This window comes from Thermofilum pendens Hrk 5 (assembly GCF_000015225.1).
Lineage (GTDB): Archaea > Thermoproteota > Thermoprotei > Thermofilales > Thermofilaceae > Thermofilum > Thermofilum pendens.
On sequence record NC_008698.1, the window covers coordinates 1,704,091 to 1,723,619 of the forward strand.

At 60.8% G+C, this 19,529-nt stretch carries 20 protein-coding genes; 9 read left to right on the forward strand and 11 right to left on the reverse strand.

Going from position 1 to position 19,529, the window contains the following annotated elements:
* Window positions 1–57: 57 nt before the first annotated feature.
* On the reverse strand, window positions 58–408 hold the full coding sequence (locus TPEN_RS08990; RefSeq protein ID WP_011753423.1) for a DUF134 domain-containing protein: 351 nt from the start codon (window positions 406–408) through the stop codon (window positions 58–60).
* A gap of 107 nt (window positions 409–515) precedes the next feature.
* On the opposite strand from TPEN_RS08990, the gene TPEN_RS09900 reads away from it, so the two are divergent.
* The 5 genes from TPEN_RS09900 (at window position 516) to TPEN_RS09905 (ending at window position 3,697) form a co-directional block, all read left to right on the forward strand.
* Window positions 516–743, forward strand: a complete 228-nt coding sequence (locus tag TPEN_RS09900) for a hypothetical protein (protein WP_148678047.1) — start codon at window positions 516–518, stop codon at window positions 741–743.
* A gap of 5 nt (window positions 744–748) precedes the next feature.
* Window positions 749–1,021 carry a hypothetical protein gene (locus TPEN_RS08995; RefSeq protein WP_011753424.1) on the forward strand — a complete coding sequence of 91 codons (273 nt, stop codon included), beginning with the start codon at window positions 749–751 and terminating at the stop codon, window positions 1,019–1,021.
* Between the two features lie 102 nt (window positions 1,022–1,123).
* Entirely contained in the window at window positions 1,124–2,194 is a 1,071-nt protein-coding gene (locus TPEN_RS09000; protein WP_187146334.1) for a type II glyceraldehyde-3-phosphate dehydrogenase, read from the forward strand.
* A gap of 129 nt (window positions 2,195–2,323) precedes the next feature.
* Window positions 2,324–3,319 (forward strand): FAD-dependent oxidoreductase, encoded by a 996-nt coding sequence (locus TPEN_RS09005; RefSeq protein WP_011753426.1) that lies wholly within the window; start codon window positions 2,324–2,326, stop codon window positions 3,317–3,319.
* Window positions 3,320–3,373: 54 nt separating this feature from the next.
* Window positions 3,374–3,697, forward strand: coding sequence for a hypothetical protein (locus TPEN_RS09905; RefSeq protein WP_148678048.1), 324 nt, complete (start codon window positions 3,374–3,376; stop codon window positions 3,695–3,697).
* Here TPEN_RS09905 and TPEN_RS09010 read toward each other — a convergent pair.
* Complete coding sequence (locus tag TPEN_RS09010; RefSeq protein ID WP_011753427.1) at window positions 3,598–5,073, reverse strand: MATE family efflux transporter; 1,476 nt, start codon at window positions 5,071–5,073, stop codon at window positions 3,598–3,600. The genes TPEN_RS09905 and TPEN_RS09010 overlap by 100 nt on opposite strands.
* 12 nt (window positions 5,074–5,085) lie before the next feature.
* On the reverse strand, window positions 5,086–5,613 hold the full coding sequence (locus tag TPEN_RS09015; RefSeq protein ID WP_011753428.1) for an NUDIX hydrolase: 528 nt from the start codon (window positions 5,611–5,613) through the stop codon (window positions 5,086–5,088).
* An 85-nt stretch (window positions 5,614–5,698) separates the two neighbouring features.
* On the opposite strand from TPEN_RS09015, the gene TPEN_RS09020 reads away from it, so the two are divergent.
* The gene (locus tag TPEN_RS09020) at window positions 5,699–5,899 is read left to right on the forward strand and encodes a hypothetical protein (RefSeq protein ID WP_011753429.1); all 201 of its coding nucleotides are present in this window, start codon (window positions 5,699–5,701) and stop codon (window positions 5,897–5,899) included.
* A gap of 180 nt (window positions 5,900–6,079) precedes the next feature.
* Here the strand turns inward: TPEN_RS09020 and TPEN_RS09025 are convergent, their stop codons facing one another.
* From TPEN_RS09025 to TPEN_RS09055, 7 genes are all read right to left on the reverse strand, one after another.
* Window positions 6,080–6,784, reverse strand: a complete 705-nt coding sequence (locus tag TPEN_RS09025; RefSeq protein WP_011753430.1) for an SDR family NAD(P)-dependent oxidoreductase — start codon at window positions 6,782–6,784, stop codon at window positions 6,080–6,082.
* Between the two features lie 135 nt (window positions 6,785–6,919).
* Entirely contained in the window at window positions 6,920–10,255 is a 3,336-nt protein-coding gene (locus TPEN_RS09030; protein WP_011753431.1) for a hypothetical protein, read from the reverse strand.
* Window positions 10,256–10,304: 49 nt separating this feature from the next.
* Window positions 10,305–11,414, reverse strand: a complete 1,110-nt coding sequence (locus tag TPEN_RS09035) for an SPOUT family RNA methylase (protein WP_011753432.1) — start codon at window positions 11,412–11,414, stop codon at window positions 10,305–10,307.
* A 46-nt stretch (window positions 11,415–11,460) separates the two neighbouring features.
* Entirely contained in the window at window positions 11,461–11,934 is a 474-nt protein-coding gene (locus tag TPEN_RS09040; RefSeq protein WP_011753433.1) for a hypothetical protein, read from the reverse strand.
* Window positions 11,927–13,684: a hypothetical protein gene (locus TPEN_RS09045; RefSeq protein ID WP_052885344.1), complete on the reverse strand. Its 1,758-nt coding sequence runs from the start codon at window positions 13,682–13,684 to the stop codon at window positions 11,927–11,929. Before TPEN_RS09045 ends, TPEN_RS09040 begins: the two co-directional genes overlap by 8 nt.
* Before the next feature lie 153 nt (window positions 13,685–13,837).
* Window positions 13,838–14,734 (reverse strand): ABC transporter ATP-binding protein, encoded by an 897-nt coding sequence (locus TPEN_RS09050; protein ID WP_011753435.1) that lies wholly within the window; start codon window positions 14,732–14,734, stop codon window positions 13,838–13,840.
* Entirely contained in the window at window positions 14,727–15,878 is a 1,152-nt protein-coding gene (locus TPEN_RS09055) for an ABC transporter permease (RefSeq protein WP_011753436.1), read from the reverse strand. Before TPEN_RS09055 ends, TPEN_RS09050 begins: the two co-directional genes overlap by 8 nt.
* A 61-nt stretch (window positions 15,879–15,939) precedes the next feature.
* Here TPEN_RS09055 and TPEN_RS09060 point away from each other — a divergent pair, with 61 nt between their 5' ends.
* The gene (locus tag TPEN_RS09060) at window positions 15,940–16,527 is read left to right on the forward strand and encodes a class I SAM-dependent methyltransferase (protein ID WP_052885345.1); all 588 of its coding nucleotides are present in this window, start codon (window positions 15,940–15,942) and stop codon (window positions 16,525–16,527) included.
* On the opposite strand, the gene TPEN_RS09065 is transcribed toward TPEN_RS09060, so the two are convergent.
* Window positions 16,524–18,074, reverse strand: coding sequence for a glycogen/starch/alpha-glucan phosphorylase (locus TPEN_RS09065; protein ID WP_011753438.1), 1,551 nt, complete (start codon window positions 18,072–18,074; stop codon window positions 16,524–16,526). The genes TPEN_RS09060 and TPEN_RS09065 overlap by 4 nt on opposite strands.
* A 67-nt stretch (window positions 18,075–18,141) precedes the next feature.
* Here TPEN_RS09065 and TPEN_RS09070 point away from each other — a divergent pair, with 67 nt between their 5' ends.
* Together TPEN_RS09070 and TPEN_RS09075 are read left to right on the forward strand one after the other, a co-directional pair.
* Window positions 18,142–18,918 (forward strand): ZIP family metal transporter, encoded by a 777-nt coding sequence (locus TPEN_RS09070; protein WP_011753439.1) that lies wholly within the window; start codon window positions 18,142–18,144, stop codon window positions 18,916–18,918.
* Window positions 18,919–18,959: 41 nt separating this feature from the next.
* Complete coding sequence (locus TPEN_RS09075; RefSeq protein WP_011753440.1) at window positions 18,960–19,472, forward strand: hypothetical protein; 513 nt, start codon at window positions 18,960–18,962, stop codon at window positions 19,470–19,472.
* The last annotated feature ends 57 nt before the right edge of the window (window positions 19,473–19,529 follow it).

Below are 19,529 nucleotides of genomic sequence, written 5' to 3' on the forward strand. Positions count from 1 at the left end.
CAGTGATGCCAAGAATCATTTATGCATGACGCCGCGTGATAGTTGCGCGAAAAACTGTCATCCCTGCCCGGTCTCCCCGGGAGCGCCGGGGAGCTGGGCTATCACTATGGGCCTCCCCTCGAGGATCGCCGAGACAAGCTTCTCCCTACCGCTCTCAACGAGCCTCCACACGGTGGTTCTCGAAACGCCCATCCTCGCCCCCGCCTCCTCGTACGACAGCTTCTCCAAGTCTACCAGTCGGAGCGCTTCGACCTCCGCCGGTTCAAGCACCACGGGCTCTATGGGTAAAGGAGGCGGAGGGTAGGGGTTAAAGCCCTGCACGCTTGGAAGAAACCCCACGCTGACCGGCTTCGGCGGCCTTCCTATCCTCCCCCTCCTGTGCCTGTAGCACCACCCATGCCCGGGCATCGCCAAACCCCCTACACCTTAACAAGCCGGGTACCCTTCATTTAAAGCCTTCTTTAAGCGTAATGCTTAAATATTTCGTGATTTATCACGTAAATCGGTGAGGCAGAATGAGTTGGTGGGGTGGGTGGCCTGGTAGGGGTCCTTTCAGCTACCTGCCGCCCTGGCAGAGGCCTGGCTGGGTGTTCGGTAGGGGTGCTTGCTGGCGGCTAGCACCGTACACTTGGGCACGGTACCCGTGGACACCTTACTACCCAGCGCCTTACTACTGGGCGTACTACCCAAAGCCCTACTACCCAGCACCCTGGCAAGCTAGGTACTGGTTGCCCTGGTGGTGATCCGCATGGCTTTCGCTTGGAGGAGGTATTGGAGGGCTGGGTGGGGCGGCTGGGGTTACCCGCCGTACTACGGCTATCCTCCGGCGATGCCTCCGTGGGCTCCTCCGATGTCCCCGGAGCAGGAGCTCAGGTACCTCGAGGACTACAGGCGGTGGCTGGAGGAGTATAGGAAGAGCCTCGAAGAGGAGATAAAGGGAGTGGAAGAGGAATTGAAGGAGGTTGATTCGAGGATAGAGGAGCTTAGAAGAATGCTCGGCAGAGGAGCAACGCCCCCGTAAAGGCTAGTTCTTTTTCCCGTTTAAGAGAGCGGCCCTGGTTATCTCGATTCGTTGAATTTATCATTAATAATTTTTATTAATTACTTTGCCTCCCCCATGCTCGTGCCGATAAGAGTACTTGTGAACGGTATCGGTACTATTGGCAAGAGGGTGGCGCACGCCGTCTCGCTACAGCCCGACATGGTGCTTGTAGGTGTATCGTCGCCGAGGCCTAGCCTCGGGGTTCTTAGTAGCTTGTCTCGGGGAGGGGTCCTCGAGGGTGTGCCTTTCTACGTGCGCGGCGCTAGTCCCTCGCTGTTCGAGGAGCGCGGAGTGAGGGTTGGCGGTGTTCTCGAGGACTTGCTTGGGAGTGGGAGGGTGGACGTCGTGGTGGACGCGGCGCCCGGGGGCGAGGGGCTGAGGAACAGGGACGAGCTTTACTCGAGGTACGGTGTTCGCGCGGTCTTCCAGGGTGGTGAGCCGGCGGCTGTCGCGGAGCTCACGTTTAGCCCCTTCTTCAACTACGGGGATGCTTTCGGCAGGAGGTACGTCAGGGTTCCGTCTTGCAATACTACCGGTATCCTGAGGGTTGTCAGCGCTCTTTCCTCGCTGGGAGAGCTGCGCGAGGTCTTCGTCGTCATAGCTAGGAGGGCTGCGGACCCAGCGGATAGGAAGGGAGCGCGCCTCAACGCTTTGAGCCTCGACGGAGGCGTCCCGTCGCACCACGCGTCGGACGTTAGGACTGTTCTCCCCTGGCTGAACGTGTTCACGGTGGCTGTGAAAGTTCCGACCACCCTCGCGCACCTCCACGTTGCGCGCGTAAGGCTCGGCGGCAGGCTGTCGAGGGGCGACGTCATCGAGGCTCTGGAGTCGCACAGGAGGATAGTCGTCGCAGGAGGCGAGTTCGAGGCGACCCCGGATCTCCTGGAGTTCTTCCGGGACAGGAGGCTTAGGGGCGACATGTACGAGGTAGCCGTGCTAGAGGACTCTGTGCACGTAGACGGCGAGTATGCGACGCTGTCGTACGTGGTTCACCAGGAAGCCGTGGTGATCCCCGAGAACATCGACGCTGTGAGGGCGATGTTTCTAGGCGGAGACCCGGAGGCCGGCATGGAAGCCACTGATAGTTCTCTCGGCGTAACGAGGGGGCGCCTCGCTCCGCGCAGGGCGCTTGTTGCCGCACGACAGTCTTGAGAGGTTTTTTCTCCCAGCTTGTTCTTAGCCTTTGTAAAGCGCATGTCTTTACAAATGTTCTTAGAGAGCGCTCTCTATGTAAAGAGAAATACTAATGAGCCGGCTTTATACTTATAAACTTGAACCGAAATGCCGATAAAGTTCCTTACGTGCAACCAACCGGCGCCAGAGACGGGGAAGAAGGTAGCGATCGTAGGGTCCGGCCCCGCTGGCCTAGCGGCGGCCTCCGTTCTGAGGTGCCTAGGCCACAAGGTGGACGTCTTCGACCGCCTACCGGAGCCCGGCGGCATGCTCATGTTCACTATCCCGGAGTTCCGCATCCCGAAGAAGGATGTACGAGAAAGTATAAAGGCGATAGCAGGTATAGGTGTGAGCTTCTATACGGATACCGAGGCGGGCAGGGACCTGAAGGTCGAGGAGCTCCTGGAGGACTACGACGCGGTTGTCATCTCCACGGGGACCTGGAAGGGGAGGTCTCTCGGGATTCCCGGGGAGAACAAGGGTAGAGTGTACAACGCGCTCGACTGGATATACCACTTCATGTCCTACAAGCTCGGCTATGCTTCGAGCCCGCCTCCTCCTCTCGAGGGCAGGGTGGGAATAGTCGGGGCGGGGCTAACGGCCGTAGACGTAGCGGAGCTCGCGGTGCACGAGTACGGTGCGAAGCCCATCCTCCTGTACAGGAGGCCTATGAGCGTTGCACCAGCGAAGCACATGCTTAAACACTTAGAGGAGCTGGGCGTACAGTTCATCGAGAACGTGGTCCCCGTAGAGGTCGTCGGGGGAGACTCTATCAGCGGGTTGAAGCTCGCCAGGGTGAAGCCTACGACGAGCCGAACAGCGGCGACCGAGGTCATACCGGGCTCCGAGTTCGTAATCGAGCTCGACTCCCTGGTAGCGGCGGTCGGGCTACAGCCTACGCCTCCCCCCGGCTTGCAGTCGCTCGGGGTCGAGCTCAACAGGGACGGGTCTATAAAGGTCGACGAGAACTTCATGACGAGCGTGAAGGGGCTCTTCGCGGCTGGAGACGTCGCGCACGGGCCGTCGAACATAGGGCTCGCCATGCGTAGCGGGAGGCTCGCGGCGCAGAAAGTCTCGGAGTGGCTTCTCAGAACCGGGAAGTAGCGCGCGTAGCACGGGTTTTTTACTCCGGCTCGGTGCTTTCTTGTTGGTGAGTAGATGAACCTGAGCCCCAGGACGCGCCTAGAGCTGGCCTCCAGGCTGAGGGCTAGGGGCTTCCACGTTAGGCTACATGCCTACGAGCTCCTACTGGGCTTCCGCGGGAGGATCCTGGGCGTACTGCTCCTAGAACCCGGGTACGGGAAGGCTACCCTTTTCCTGTCCCCCGCCGCCGGGAGCTTGGGTGAACCGCTGGAAGCCCTGCGCGAAGAGCTGGGCAAGGTCTACCCTGATCTCGCGCTTGTCGTAGAGGGCGGCGAGCGCCGCGCCAATAGGGCGGCGACGCGGGATGCCTGGCTCCTGAACCAGGGGTCTAGCACGTAGAGCGAGCCGAAGTAGGTTGCGCCCGCCAGGAGGAGCGCCAGGAAGGCTTCGCGTATCCTGTAGGGGTTCACCGCGAGCGCGACGAGAACCGCGGGTACAGACGCCGCGGAGTACGCGAGAAGGGACCTTGCCACGGCCCCGAGCCTTGCGTGTCCGCGGATCCACCAGAGGAGGATTGCGAAGACAACGAGCTCCGCCGCTAGCCAGGACGCCTTCCCGAGTAGAGCCACGGCAAGCGGATCCCCGGAGAGGTAGACCGCCGCGACTACCCCGGGTAGCCCCACCGCGAGCTTCACGTAGCCGAGCGCGAAAACCTTGAATATCCTGCTCCTGGCCACTTCCCTCAGGCCTTTCCCCTCCAGGTCTGCGCGCTCAACGCCCTGCAGGGCGTCCGAGAAAACACCGTTCACCGAGGCTACGATGGACGTGACGGCGGCCACCCTCAGGACGTTCGCCGCGGCGACGTAGTCCGGCCTGAGGAGGTAGAGGAGGTTGGGGGCCAGCGCCGCGACTCCCGCCGCGGCGGGGATTCCTACGAGCAGTACGAGCCTCAGCGACTCCTCTATTCTCTCCCTGTGGGCCGACGAGTCGTCCACTGAGAGAAGGGAGGGGTAGAGCCCCTTGGAGAGCACCCCGGAGTAGCCGACGAGGTTGGAGAAGGTGTTAACGACGGTGTAGTACGCGACTGAGAGGTTTCCTCTAACCGCGGATATCAGGGGTACGTCCAGGCTGGAGAGCAACGTAGAGGGCTGCGCGGCGAAGTTGAAGGTTGACAGCGAGAGTACCCTCTTCGCGAGGGCGGCGCTCGGCCTGCGCACCAGGTCTCTCCTCGTGGAGACGGCGAGGAACGCTCCCTGCAGGATGTGCCCTGCCAGCACGGCTATAAGCGCGGATACCAGGCTCACCCCGCCGGAGAGGGCGAAGAGGACGGCGGCCACTGTTTTCCCCGTCTCGAACAGGAACTCCGAGACAGCCGCGCGCGCCGGGCTCACCGCGTAGAGGCTGGAGTAGAGGGCCCCGTTGACGTAGAGCACCGGTATGTAGAGGGTGGACACCAGCAGCGCGGAGCGGGCTACCCCGAACTCCCCGGAGAGGTACGGGAGCAGGACTAGGTACGCTCCACTCGACGCGAGCGCGAAGAGGAGCGATAAGGCGAGCCCGCTCACCGTTACCTCTACGACCCCCCTGGACCTGAGCCTCGTAACCCAGTAGTTTACCACTGTGGCTACCGTCGCGTAGGAGAGGAGCGTGGATATAACGCTCCACGCGCCGAACTCCTCCGGTGAAAGGCTCCTCGTAACTATGAGTACGAAGAGGAGCCCCGTAAGCGTGCTGTAAACCCTCTCCGCGTAGAAGAGGAGCCCCGTACTCTTCAAGCCCAGAGCCCTTCACCTCGACCCGCCGAGGTAAAGGTGTATCGCCGCCACCGTTTTCAGGTCCAGGCTCTCGCGTCCAACCCTCGAGAGGTACTCCTCCGGTCTCATCACGACCACCGAGAGAACTTCGCCGGGCTCCGGGTGCGCCTTGGCGGCTACGAGTCTCTCCGCTACCACGACGTGAATTAACTCGTCGCTGTACCCAGGTGAAACGTAGAAAGAGCCCACCTCCCTCAGTGCGCCAGCCTTGAAGCCTGTCTCCTCTTCGAGCTCCCTCCCAGCGGCCTCCAAGACGCCCTCGCCCAGCTCGACGCGCCCGGCTGGAAGCTCTACTATCCAGCGGTTTATCGCAGGTCTCCACTGCCTGACGAAGACCAGGGCTCCGCCCTCCAGTACCGGCACGACTACGACGCTCTCGCCGAAAGCCACGTAGTCCTTCTCGACCTCGGCGTCCCCGGCCGAGACAACTCTCCTGTACAGCTTGACCCTCCTCCCCTCGCAGAGCAGTTCGTCCCTCAGCACGCGTGGCTCGCCCGTCATAAGCTTCGGACCCCTTCTAGCTCTCCGCAGGTATTAAGGTTTCGTGTCGCGATAGGCTTATGGGCTGTAGAACGTAGATTGTAGCGTGGCTAAGAGCATACGGCTGAGGGAGAGCACTTACAGGGCTCTCGTCAGGCTGAAGGAGAGGATGGGGGCTAGAAGCTTCGACGAAGTAGTGGCTAAGCTCGCCTACAAGGAGCTGGGGATACCGGAGGACCTCTTCGGCGCCGACCGCGGGAAGGTGGAGCCCTTCTCTCCTGAGGACAGGATGGAGGACAGGGCGTAGTGGTATACGATTGCCCGGGTCGAGTACTTCCTCGGAACCGAGAAGGGAGGGTTAAGGGTAAGGGGGCTCCTCGCTCGGTATACATAGACCCCTCTCATCGCTGAATCAACGTGTACGCCAGGAAGGATAGCTTGTTCAAGGACTTGCCGGGAGTTCTCTGCATTGGCGACTAGGCATGCCTCAGTAGAGGGCCGGCAGGTAGGGGCCCAGGAGCCTTAGGGCGGCTAGGTACCGTGGAACGTAGAGCTTTTTCTTCCTCTTCTCGACAGCGTCCAGTATCTCTACCGCGACTCTCCGGGCGGGGTACCCTTTCTGCCTGCCGAGCCCAGCTCTCTCGTGGAAGCTCGTCTCCACGACTCCCGGGAAGACTTCGAGGAGGTTTACGCCCCTGTCTGACAGCTCCCTCCTGAGGGCCTCCGATGCGTAGTGCAGGGCGATTTTCGTGGCCCCGTAGAGCGGTAGCCTGGTCATGAGCACGTGTATACCCGCCGTTACAACGTTCACCACGGTGCCGCTCCTCTCCATGTAGGGTAGAAGTAGCTTGGTTAGGAGGAGCGGGGCTGCGAAGTTCACGTTTACCGTGTCGAGGATCTCCCTCGGCGTCATCTCGAGAATCCCCCTGCCGACCCCGTACCCCGCGTTGTTAACGAGCAGGCTGAGGCTACGGAACTCGCTGGAGACGAACTCTGCTACCCGCTCGGCGCTAGCCGGGTCCGAGAGGTCTAGGACGAGGTACGCGAAGCAGTCCGGGTGCTCGGAGGCTAGCTCCCTCAGTGCCGCCTCGTTCCGCCCGATCCCGAGGACCCTGTAACCCCGCCTGCAGGCCTCTGCCGATAGCTCCCTGCCTATCCCGGAGGACGCGCCCGTTATTACTGCGCTGGCCACGGCTCTCTCGGGGCGGCCGTCTTTAAAAAAGGATTCGTTTACCTTATATCTCCGCGCGAACCTTTCTAAGCGCCCGGGTGACGAGGCACGTCGAGCCGAGCGTGCGTGAAGAGATTGGTCTTTGCTGACGGGCGCCTAGACCTTCTCGCCGCGCCTGCGCCGGAGCCTCCGGGCGGCTAGGACCGCCACGGCTAACAGCGCGATGGACGCGTATATAGGCACCTCGTACCTCAGTATGAAGTCGGAGTACTCTATCAGCTTCTCGTCCCCCTCGGTAGCCCACCTCTCCGAGAGGCTCTTTGCGAGCATCGCCAGTGGGTCTGCCGCCTTAGCCTTCTCGCGCGACTCCTCGTAGACCTTCAGCGCGCGGGAAAGGCTACCCCACTCCCCCGAGACCACCGCGAGCCTTATGCGTTCCTCGAGGCTCGCCGGGCTTCCGAGCTCCCTGCTCACGTTGACTGCCTTCAGGTAGAGGGTCGCCGGCACTAGGAAAGCTTTGACCGTGGTTTCGTTGTGCCAGCCGAGGTACTCCACGGAAAGCCTGAATACCCGTTCGCCCGTCTCCGCCACGGTTACCGAGTACTCGCCGTCGACCTTCACCCTGGCGGGTACGGCGGACCCGTTTGCAAAGTAAGCCCTGCCCGTCACCGTGCCGTTACCCACTATGGGGGCCCCGTCGAGGGTTCCGAGCACGTTCTCAAGCGCCAGGTTGAGGTAGTCCCAGTAAATCCTCCTGGAGGCCGTGAAGTTGAGCACGGACACCGTTACTACGGCGGAGCAAGCCTTGTCGAAGCGTAGCGTTAAGGACTGGTTCCCGAGGATCCTCCTGTACTCGCCCACCCCGCATCCGGCCACGGAGAGGTTCGCGTGGATCGGTAGCTTCGGGTAGACGTACAGCTTTACGTGAACCTCTGCCTGCTCGTTTACGAGCACGAAGGGAGGCGCTTCGACGTCGACCCCCTTGACTACCACGTAGAAGAAGGACGCCTCGCTCCCGCCGAACCAGGAGCCTACGCTCAGCGTGTACACTCCGGGGGCGCCCGGCTTCAGCTCGAACACGAACGAGGTCCTGTTCAGCGACGTGTCTACCGGAAGCTCTCTCTGCAGGGAGGAGTTCAGCCTGACCTCCAGGGAGGCTTTGACGACAGCCTCCGTCTCCACGGTTACCCTCACGGTGACGGCGTTGGGTATGAGGACTACCTCGGGCGCAGAGACGTGGACCTTCACGGGCGGCATCTCGAGGCGCAACTTGGCGAAGCCGGTGTCCACGTCGAGCGCCTTGACGCCGGCCGGCAGGCTCCGGGTCAGCGTGAAGCTCTCGTTCGACAAGACCCTGCCGAGAACCAGGTACTTGTGCGGCCCCGCGACCGCGACCTTAGCCTCCACGATGCTACCGTTCCCAAGTACAGTCCACCTGACCAGGGAGGCGCTGATGGTCGGGGGTACTACCCTGACCTTTGCGCTCCAGGAGGGGTTCCCGTTGAGCACGAAGAGGTAGACCTCCCTGTCTGAGCGCGACGCGTTAACCGTTGCCTCCACGTCCTTGGAGGCTCCGCATGCGAAGTAGGCGCTCCCGATGTCGGAGCCGTTCACCCTCAGGCTCAGCGAGTAACTCACGGGGTACGGCGGACAGCTACCCTGAGCCGACAGCGAGACGGAGACTCTAGCCGTAAACCAGGACGGCGCCACGAGCTCTGGCTTTGCGGACAGGGACGCCGACGGTGCTGGTATCGATACCTCCACCACGCCCACGATGTACGTGGAGAGAGGCACAGCCGCCTTCCCGCCGAGCCCGCCTACCTCGACGGTAACCGTTAGGGCGGCTGGTTGAACCGCGACGTCTACTATCGTCTTGCCGCGCGCCCCGTCGTAGCTAGCCTTTACGACCGAGAGAGACGCTGGGACAACGGAGAAGGGCACGGATACCTTGTCGTTGCTCCCCGTGAGTACGTCCACGTAGCCCGTCCCCTGGGCGGGCGCGCCCGTCACCGAGAAGCTCAGCCTAACGGTGTTATCGCCGGGGCTAAGGCTCAGGGTCTGGCTTAGGCTCTGGAAAGCTAGGGAGCTGTTCACCGGCGGGCGTACCACCAGGGGGAGCGAGAGAGCGACCTGGTTCGGGTTCGACACTTTGAGGACGAGGTCCCCGTACCCGCTCGGCGACAGGAAGAGCGGGGTCTGCGTGTATAGAGTAACCGATGGTTTCTGCAGTGCGACGCTCAGCGTGGAGGAGTAGCCGGAGTACTCCACCGTTAGCTGGACGCTACCCCAGGTAACGTTCGTCAACGTTACGGACGCGTAGCCCGAGGATGCCTGGACGTCTACCCCGTTTACCCTCACCGTCCCCGTCACGGGTTGACCCGCGTACGTTACGTAGAGCTGGAGGCTGAGCCTGCCGTCCACGGGGTAGAAGGTCCCGCCGGACACCTTTACCAGGAGCGGCGGCGAGAAGGTTATCGTAACCTGGTAGGTAGCGCTGGAGGTAGACGGGTTGACCAAGGCTAGGAGGAGCGAGGAGTTAGACTCGTAGAAAGCCTGGTTCAAGGCTATGTTGCTACGCACGTTGCCGGACACGCTCACCGTGACCATGCCGGGCCCCGGTAGCGAGACGCTGTAGTACGATGCGCTGAGACCGCTGAGAGACACCTGGAAGCTCGTAGATGTGCCGGTAACGGAGACGCTCTGAAAGCTCGGCTTGTAGATGCTTCCGCAGATGGATACGCCCTTGACTATCGCTAGGAGGAAGGACACGTAGGTGGAGTCAACCCACGCAGAGTCCACGCTACTACCCGAGACGCTACCGGAAAGGGCTCCCGGAACTGTAGAGGTCCCGGAAGCGAGCACCCAGTAGTAGAAGGCTCCGTAGGCGTAGCTCTGCCACGCGGAGCCCGAGTAGCTGTAGGGGTTGCTGGAGTAGAGGGAGTTGCTGAAGTAGTAGGGCTCCCACCCGCAGACACCGCTAAGCTCGCTGGAGATCCCCTCCGCGCTGGCCTCTATGTACCACGGGTAGCTACTCGGCACCGCAGTGTACCTGAAGTAGGAGACTTGCGACACGTGAACCATTTCGTGGAAGGCGACATGCCTCAAAGTCGACGAGGTAAGCCCAGGCGCTATCGCGATGTAGTTCACACAGGAAGAAGTTATCCTGCCCGACGAATCGTAGTAGTACGTCCATCTCACGTATCCTCCCTCCCCGCCAGGCAACTGGGTCACGTTCACGACGTAGAGGCTACCAGAGCACGGAGGCGCTAGGCTAGCCCCGGAGCCGCTGAGAGCCGAGTACGCCGACTCCAGCTCCGCGGCGACACTCTGCGCGTACGCTACGCCCGCTCCCGCGGAGTCGTAAACCTCGAAGTGCGTGGAAGTGTATGCAGGCGCGGAGACGGCTACCCGTACCAGCGCCACCAGGAGGACAGCCAGGAAAGCTACGAGTAGCCTCGAGCGCGTGCCGCCTAAAAGGGGGTAGCCGCGCATAAGTAAGCCTAGCAAATCCCCATTTACATATATTTATGCCTTGAGCTTCCTAAGGCTCGCCCGCGCCTAGCTCCCCGCTGGACGCCGCCTCTACGAGCTTCTCGTGAAGTATCGTGGCGAGCGCTATCAGCCCGGAGGAAAGGGCGTACTCCGTCGAGATAACCACCCCGGGGGCCACGTCGAGAACGAAGTCCGCAAACCGGAAAAGCCCCGTCGGCACGCCTTCTCTAGCCCCAACCATTATCGCTACCTCCTCTTTCTCCTTGAAGACCTTCCTTATTATGAAGTCCGCGACCTCCCCGGCCACCCTGGACACGGGCTCCCCCTCGGGCTCGAATATTATGAGCGGCTTCCCGAGCCTGGACCTCGCGAACTGGTACATGTCCTGCACGTACACCTCCGTCTTGACGACCTCCCTCCCGTAGCTCCTCTTCTGCAACTCGAACCGGGACCTCTGCCCCTCGAAGGCGCCCCTCAGGAAGCTGTAGAGGGAGTACGCGTCAACCGCCCCCACGGGCGTTACGTACAGCTTTCCGACCTCGAACACCTGGACCTCCCTGCCGATACGGGTACCCATGACGTACGACGCGTCCGGAGGACCGAGGTACGGCTCGTGTGCCACGACGAGCTTTCTGAAGACCTTGTACACGGGGTACTTCGAGGAGGGCATCTTCTTGTAGAACTCGGAGCCCGGGACCAGGGACAGGTAAGCTTTGTCCTGCAGTATCTGCACGAAGATTACCTTGTCGGGGTTCTCCAGGTCGACCCTGGCCCCCGTTGCTTCCTTCACTGCTGAACCCACGGCTACGTTCACGTCTAGGCTTGTAAAGCCGTGGCTACCCCTCCTCACAGTCCTAACGGCGAAGCTCTCCTCCCGGCTTATCCCGGCGCTTATCCCCACCGCGCACCTGACTATCTCCTCTATGCTCGCGTTGCACTCAGCGTCCGCGACGAACACCTTCTCGGCTTCCGGAACCCTCTCTTTAACCGCGCGTGCGAGCTCCTCGGCTTTAAGGTTGCCCGGCCGAACCAGTACAAGCCCGGCGAAGCCTTGCGGCGTAGCCTCAACCTCCGCCGCCGGGTCGAGCTCCTCTACGTAGGACGCTACTACCCTCTCGAAGCCGAGCTTACACGTTATGATCAAAGCGCTACCGCCCATAGGGTTCCGCGTACTCTCCTCGCGCAACCTTAATTGGATTTCGACGCTAGAGTACCTCCTGTATTTCTCCGATGAAGAGGGACTTCGAGAGAACCGCGAGCTTGTCGAGCCCCCTATGGATGACTACCTTCCCGCAGTCTACTATCCTCAGGACCTTCTCCTCGAAGAGCTTAGTGTCCACCGAGGGGTCGAACACGAGCTCGCCGACGCCGAATATGAACAGGGAGCCGTCGACCTTCTCGAGGTCCTCTCTCGATAAAACCAGCCTCCCAACGTGCCTGATGAACACAGGCTTCCTGCGCTTCTCCACGGCGAGAGCCCTGCCTATAAAGCCCGGGAGATCCCCCTTGAAGCCCGCAAGCTGTGGGCCTGCGTCTAGAAGCGCTAAGAAGACCTTGAACGCCTGAGACGCCAGGTAGCCAACGCTGACACCCATCCTCTTGGCAGCCCTAGACAGCTCGCCGTAAGCCTCCCCGTCGACCCCCCTCAGCAACACGTTCTTCGTGGATGCTTCAGGCACCAACCCCCACCTCTATCCTCGAGATCCTCTCCTTGAGGCTCCTTATCCTCGAGAGAGCCTCCTCGCTCGCCGGCGAAGACTGCCTGGAGCCCCGCTTACCGAGAGCTAGCGCGGCGCCGGCGAAGACTACGAGTAGCGCGAGCGGCCACGCAGAGGCAACCCTCCTGGAGGGGGACTCGAGCTTCACCCCGGAGACGTCCGGCACGCTTCTCTTCACCTTGATGTACGGCAAGGAGAAGTAGTAGACCTCGCCCATCATCTCCGTTCTTAGCTCTACACCCGGCGTCAGGCTTACCGCTACCTGGCTGTAGAACGTCCTGTTGTACTCGTCGAACCCTTCCGGCATCACGCTGGACGAGCCCAGCTTCGAAAGCTTACCCAGCGAGGAGTCTATGAGGGAAGCCGCCCTCGCGAGCCCTTCGGACAGAGACCTCAGGTTGTAGGCCGCCTCTCTAAGCATGCTCGACATCAGCCTTAGCCTCTGGGCCCCCGAGGCGAGGTTCTCGGCCGCCTCAGAGGCCTGCCCCTGGAGCCCCTCTATCTCTGCGAGGATCGATTTGTACCTTTCTAGGAGTCCTTCGACCTCGCCAAGCTGGTTCCGGGAGACCTCTATCAGGGAGGTAACCGCCGACACGTTCACATAGGCAGAGGAGTTCAGAGCCGCGAGTACCTTCTTTACCTTTTCATCGGTCAAAGACGCGTTGCGCGAGGCACTGCCCAGCGCTTCCTTCGCCTTAGCCACGAGCTCCGACGCGTTCTGCAACCACGCCGCCGCTTCTCCTCGGAGGCTCCCAGCCCTTCCCGAGAGGTTCTTTATCTGCTGAGCCGCTGTAAACATGTAGCTCGAAGCCTGCTCCGCCTGCCCCGCCGCCGATTCCAGCATTGAAGCCTCCTCTCCGAACCCCTTGCTGAGATTGTAGAGAAGGTCCCTCAGTTGCGTCACGTTCTCCTCGAGCTGCGTGAGGTTTCCCAGGTTTGACTCGAGGAACTTGTACATGAAGGACTTGTACCTCGACATCAGGGCTGCTTGCACGCGCGGGTCGAGTGTCACCGTCACTATCGGTGGGGACACGGCTACCTCGCCCCAGGGGTTCTCGCCTCGAATCTCGAAGACCACGCTCAGAGAGTACGAGCCGTTAATCACGGAGCTCCACTGGAAGCTCACCTCGGTCCCGGACTCGCGTACGCTCTGGGGGTTCTCGGAGTAGGCTACCGGGTAAAGGTACGCGGGGTCAACGCTCCAGCTGACGGAGATGGGGAGCTGTAGCTTGCTTAGCAACGGGTCGATAGCCGAAACTGTCAACGTGTACTCGAGAGTCTTAGCCTTGAGGGCTTGCGCCACGCAGTAGCCGCTGGAGCAGTTGAGCTTAAGCGGTTTTCCGTCGGCGCTCAGCTGGACCGACACGTTGAAGAGGCTCCTGGAGGGAACACTGTACTTTAAACTGTAACCCTTCGTTACGTTGAGGTTTCTCCACGTAGTTGCGCGTAGATTACCCGTGACCAGCGAGGAAGCCGGGGGCTCCGTGGAGGCCACGTCCCCCTCCTCCGGGTACGCCACGTAGTCCGTGAAGTTCAGCACGACGTCCCCGTCAAATATGAGCGTGACGGTCGCCGTGGTATTGTAGCTACACCCTGGCACTACGTCCATCTCCCTTACGACTGTCTTCTTGACCCCGATAACCGGTTGCGCGTACAAAGCCGGAGCTAGCACGGTTAAGGCTACGAGCACCGCCAATACACGTCTAAGCATGGCATTCATGGTGGTCTACTGCGATATCACATATTTAAACATATCTTTTCTACAAACAATGTTTTTAGCCATTTGTCGAAACACTTGTCCCCCTGAAACTACACGCCACTCTCGCCACGGCTACTTCCAGGGCAGAAGGCTTGTACCTGCGCCTTACGAGGAGGCGTACTTCTCCAGCTTGGATATCCTGGCTTCGAGGGACTTCAACTCTCCTTCCAGAACCTCTGGGGGGATTTTCCCCTGCTTGGCTGCGGCCTCCAAGGCTTCCAGCTTTATTTTCAGCAGGTCTAGCTGTACCTTCGCGAAGCTCCCGTAACCAGCGGAGGACTTTAGCTCCTTCACTTTGTCGGCGAGAGTCGACGTGGGTGGTTGCTGGTATATTTCCCCGCCCCTTATGTAGAACGTCCTCGTGGCGAGCTCGGCTATCTCCGGGTTGTGAGTAACGATTATTATCGTCTGCCCGAAGGCCTCGTTGAGCCACTTAACGAGCGAGAGGACTCTCGACGCTGAGTCCACGTCGAGGCTACCCGTCGGCTCGTCCATGAGTATTATGTCGGGGCTCGGGGCGAGCGCCCTCGCGATGGCGACTCTCTGTTGCTGCCCCCCGCTAAGCTGCCTAGGGAACTTCTCCTCGTGTCCCTTGAGCCCCACTATTTCCAGCATTTTGAGTGCTATCTCGCGGGCCTGCCTCCAGGAGTACATACCCGTGAATATCAGCGGCATCATTACGTTCTCCACGGCCGTGAGGTTGCGTATCAGGTTGAATGACTGGAATACGAAGCCTATCTTCCTCGCCCTTATCTTCGTCAGCTCGTCCTCGTCTAGGTCCGTTATGTCGACACCGCCCACGATGACCCTCCCCTTCGATGGCCTTTCGAGCCCTCCCGCTATGGAGAGCAGGGTGCTCTTACCGCTACCGCTGGGCCCCATTATGATTGCTAGCTCCCCCTGATTCACCGAGAGGTTAACGCCCTTCAGGACGGGGATCTCCTCGGACTGCGTCCTGTAGATCTTCCAGATGTCCCTTAAGACTAGGGCTTCCTCACTCACTCTTCAACACCTCGACAGGCCTTATCGAGGTAGCCTTCCAGACCGGGTATAGCGACGACAGAACGCTGAGCCCCGCGGCGAGCAGGAAGCCCAGCAGTAGGGTCGCGGGCTCGAGTATGAGCGGAGGGTTCAGGAAGCCGTAGGAAGACACCACCTCTATACCTACCTGGGCGCCGACTATGCCGAACACTATCCCAAGGATGCCTCCCGACACGCCGTAGACCAGCGACTCGAGCATGAATATCAACGCTATGTCCCTCCTCGAAGACCCTCCCGCGCGCATAATCGCTATCTCGCGTTGATGCTCCCTAACCGTGGAGGTAATCGTGCTCGTAGTCCCGAAGACTGCCACAGCGAGGCCTACCAGCGTTGTGGAGAGGAGGAGGCCCTCTATCAGCGACATTACCTTGAAGACTACCCCTATGACCTCCTCGCGGAGCATCACCCTAGACCCCGGGTATACAAGCGAGATCAGTGTTTTGACCTCCTGCGGGTCGACGCCGTCCTCGACCTTCACGACCGCCATGCTCACGTAGCCGGGCCTCCCGAGGAGGTTCTGCGCCTCCCTGAGGGGAAGGATCAGGTAGCCCCCCGCCGCTCCTATCTCCTCGATCTTCATAGCGACCTCGGCTATCCCTACTACCTCGTACTGCTTGAAGTAGGTCCCGTAGGGGGGCTTAACGGTGACCTTGTCGCCCACCTTTAACCCCAGCTTTCTAGCCAAGCCGACGTCCGCTATCGCGTAGGCCCCCGTCAACCCCGTGAAGGGCTGACCGTCGACGAACCTCGAAACCACGTTCTTTATGTCCTCGGGGCGGACGCCGAGCAGGAAGACGGCGTTCCTCCCAACGTACCCCGTGACTAGGATTGCCGGTGTAACGTCCTTCACGCCGGGAAGCCTCTTGATATCGGAGAGAACGTCCTCGGACACGTCGTAGAGCCCCTGCCCGTAGACAACGACCTCCCCGGGGAGAACCTGCTGTACAATGTTCATAGCCGCCGTGCGGCTTCCAAGGCTTAGGATCCTGAGGCTTACGAACGTGGCGACGCCGCTCGCTATCGCGAGGATCGTTAGCGCGGCTATGAGCTTCTTGAAGAGTATGTCCCTCTCGACGAACTTTAACGCGAGCCTCCAAACGCTCACGCGGGGTCTACGGCGGGTTAGGTATTTAAAGATCGCCTACACGAGAAACGGGGGCAGGGGTTTGCATCGAGGAATGCCCAGCGGCGCGCCGGGGCAACGCCTGCTACGCCTCCTGTACAGGTTCGTCCCCCAGGCTTACTACCGCTCCAAGGCGAGGGAGGTTCCGTATTCCCCCATGCTGATTGATGTGGGTAGCGGGAGGGGGCTTTTCCTCGGATCCCTTGCTGGGAGGTACGGTTTCGCTGTCGGGGTTGATGTCGACGCGGAACTCGTGAAGGCTTCGCCGAGGAGCCCTCATGCCTGCTACGTAGTGGCATCTGCGTGCATGCTACCGTTCAGGGACTCCTGCTTCGATACCGCGGTTTTCCACGACTCGCTACACCACTTCGTGCGGCCGTTCGACGCGCTGGAAGAAGCCCTGAGGGTGTCTAGGAAAAGCGTCCTCATATTCGACTACGACGGAGGCGGGGCTCTCGCTAGGATAATCGCCACCGTGGAGAAAGCTCTAGGGTTTCCCGCCAGCTTTCTTCAAGCCTCGATGCTCGCTGAGAGGTACGGGGCGAGGGTAAGGGTCGGGCGGCTCGGATCGATGACCGCAGAGATAGACGCAGGCTCCTGGAGGAAAAAGCCGTCAAGCCAAGGCCTCTAGGTTTGTACGAGGTCCGGGTAGTACTCCCTCAGTGCCCTCACTATGTCGACGCGCATCGTCAGCGAGAGGACAGCGCTCAGCGCGACCTTGAGGAAGCCTTCCCTGTCGTTCGCGTAGAGATCCTTAGCCTGGGCGTACTTCCTCTTGAACTCCTCGTAGTCCTTCTCGTCGATCTCGCTCACGCGGGGGTCTTTCCCGAAGTCTATCAGTTCCCTTATGTCCTCCCCGAACAGCCACCCGTTCACCCCGTCCGTGAGGAGTTCTACTACGGCGCCGTCGCGCGAAGCGATGGACGGGACAGCGTTAACCCCTGCCTTCATGAAGCTCGTCCCCGAAGCCTCCCACCCGGGGAAAGGCGTAAATGCCAGCACATCGGCCCCCGAGAGTATGATCTTAGCGCTCTCCACGGAGTAGTCGTGGACGTAGACAACGTTGGGCCGCGTTTTCTCCAGCTCCTTGAACTTCCTCATGTACTGCAACCCCTCCTTGTCCTCCGGGTGCGCTTTCCCGCCGAGAACGAAGAGCGTGTCCCTGTCGCCGAGCTCCTCTATGAGCCTGACGGGGAAGTAGGGCCTCTTGTACTTCGTCACTCTGCGCGTCCACGCGAAGATAAAGGTGTCCTGGTCAACGTTGACCTGTTTCCTGGACTTCAGGAACCTGACGAGCTGGTCCCGCATCTCGAGCCTGACGCCTCTCAGCGTAGCGACGTCGAGGCTCCCGCTCGCGAACAGGTTTCTCAGCTTGGGGTTCATCCACCTATCTATGTTTACGCCGTTAGTCACGAACCTCGCTTTGTGGTAGTACTGGGGTATCACGCGCCTCATTATGTCGAAGTGCTTCGAGCTGACCATTACTACCTCGTAGGCGGTGGCTGCCCCGATACTTGTCAGCACAACGGGGTTCTCGATGAACCGGTAGCCGAGCTCCTTGGCAAAGAGGTCCCTCGGGAAGGACGGGTGCCCCCAGGGCCCGGGAGTGTGTATCACCAGCCGGTACCTCCCGGGTATCTTGAACACTAGGGGTATCACGGCGGTGTACGCCTCCTGGAGGTCTATGTACGCTATGTTCTCCAGGCCTATCCTGTCCTTCATGTAGGCTACGGCGGCGCGCGCGAGGAGGATGTACTTGTAGAACCTCTCCTCCGCGTCCCTCTCCAGGAAAACCCTCTCGCCGAGGCTACGCGCCCAATCCGGGCTTACGGGCTCGAAGAACACAGCCTTAGCGCTTCCATGCTCGTACTCCCATGCCTTGACGGCTACCTTCTCCCCCTTCAGGAAGACCTCCAGCTCGCCGCCGTCCTTGAGAGACCCCAGGAAGCTCGCAGGCTGGGGTTGCGGCTTGGCGACCGGGTTCAGCGAGTCATCGAACGCGTAGTCCACGTAGCCGTTCCTGTAGAACAGCGTCAAGGCGTAGTACTTCAGCCCCAGCTTCGCCGCCGCGTAGAACTTGTCGCCTTCCAGCACGCCTAGGCCTCCGGCGAACGTGTAGCCGTCGTCAAGGGCCAGCTCGGGCGTAACGCTAACCACAACCCTGGGCTCGGAGTCCATAGGGACCCATAACCCTTGGGAGGCTAAAAACTTTTAATTATTCCTGGGTGCTAATTCTCAGAAGTTTATGCTTCGAGAGGTAGGGCTCGCCCTGCCGGGAGACCCTGTACTGGCGAGCCTAGCCATGGGGCTATTCGTGGCTTTCACGACGAGCCTCGGCGCGGTGCCCGTTCTCTTCGGGAAGAAGGCCTGGAGGCACTTCACCCTGGCCCTCTCGTTCTCTGCCGGAGTGATGCTCGTCTCGAGCTTTACCAGCTTGATACTGCCGGCCCTCGAGGCGACGAGGTCCTTCGCGCTAGTATCCTCGGGGATACTTCTAGGCGTGCTGGCGATAATGGCTGTCGACAGGCTGGTTCCCCACGAGCACCTCCTCAAGGGTTACGAGGGTCCCCCCGAGGGCAGGAGGCTCCTCAAGAAGAGCTGGCTCATAGCCCTGGCTGTCATCATCCACAACATACCGGAGGGGCTAGCGGTCGGCACGTCCATAGCCTACTCCGTCCCCCTGGGAGTAGCCACGGGCCTCGCGATAGGCTTGCAGGACATCCCGGAGGGGTTCGCCGTGGCATTCCCCATGGCTCAGGTAGCGGGTCCAAGGAAGGGGCTAGCCTACGGAGTGCTGAGCGGGCTCTCGGAGACCCTGATGGCAGTGCTAGGGGCTTACTTCTTCACCGTGTTCTCCGCGCTCCTCCCCATAGGCATGAGCTTCTCGGGAGGGGCAATGCTCTACGTGACAGTCAAGGAGGTAGTCCCGGAGATATACAGGGAGCAAAGCGGCGAGTACGCGGCTACCGCGGGCTTCCTGCTCGGGTTCCTGCTCATGCTCTTCCTCGACTCGATGCTTTAGCGTGCGCAGAGTATAAATCTCTAGACTGGGTGTTGTACACCGTGTCCGGGGACATTGAGAGCTCCATACTGAGTAGCGAGAAGGTTAAGTTGGAGATGCGCGACTTCGAGGAGTGGTTTAAGCGCTACGGCGACTACCTGCTCGCGTACGAGCCCTCCAAGGTTGTCGTGAGGACAGCTTGGATTGCCCGCGTAATGCTCGACGAGGGCTACGCGCTCTACCCGGGGAGAGAGGAGGAGGTGAGGAAGGCGGTCGCTGGGATCCTAGTCGGGAAGCTCGAAGAGCTGGGCGTTCCGAGGGGCGCGATCAGGAAGGGGGACCTCAAGGGGAGCAGGCAGGACGTAGTCGAGGTGCTGAAGATAGTGTACCCCAACGTGTCCCAGACGGATAGACCCTCGCTTCCGGCGGTGATAGCCCAGGAACGCGAGGCGAAAGTCGCGGAGGCACGGTTCTCAGCCTTCTCCCCGCGGAACCCCGGAAGCAAGTACATCTACGCTTACTTGGCTACGCTCGTCCTGTCGGCCTTGCTTATCGCGCTCCTCTCCAGGATCTAGCGCGGGGAAACTTTCAGTAAACTCTCCGCTTACCTTATATCTCGGCGCACGCCGATA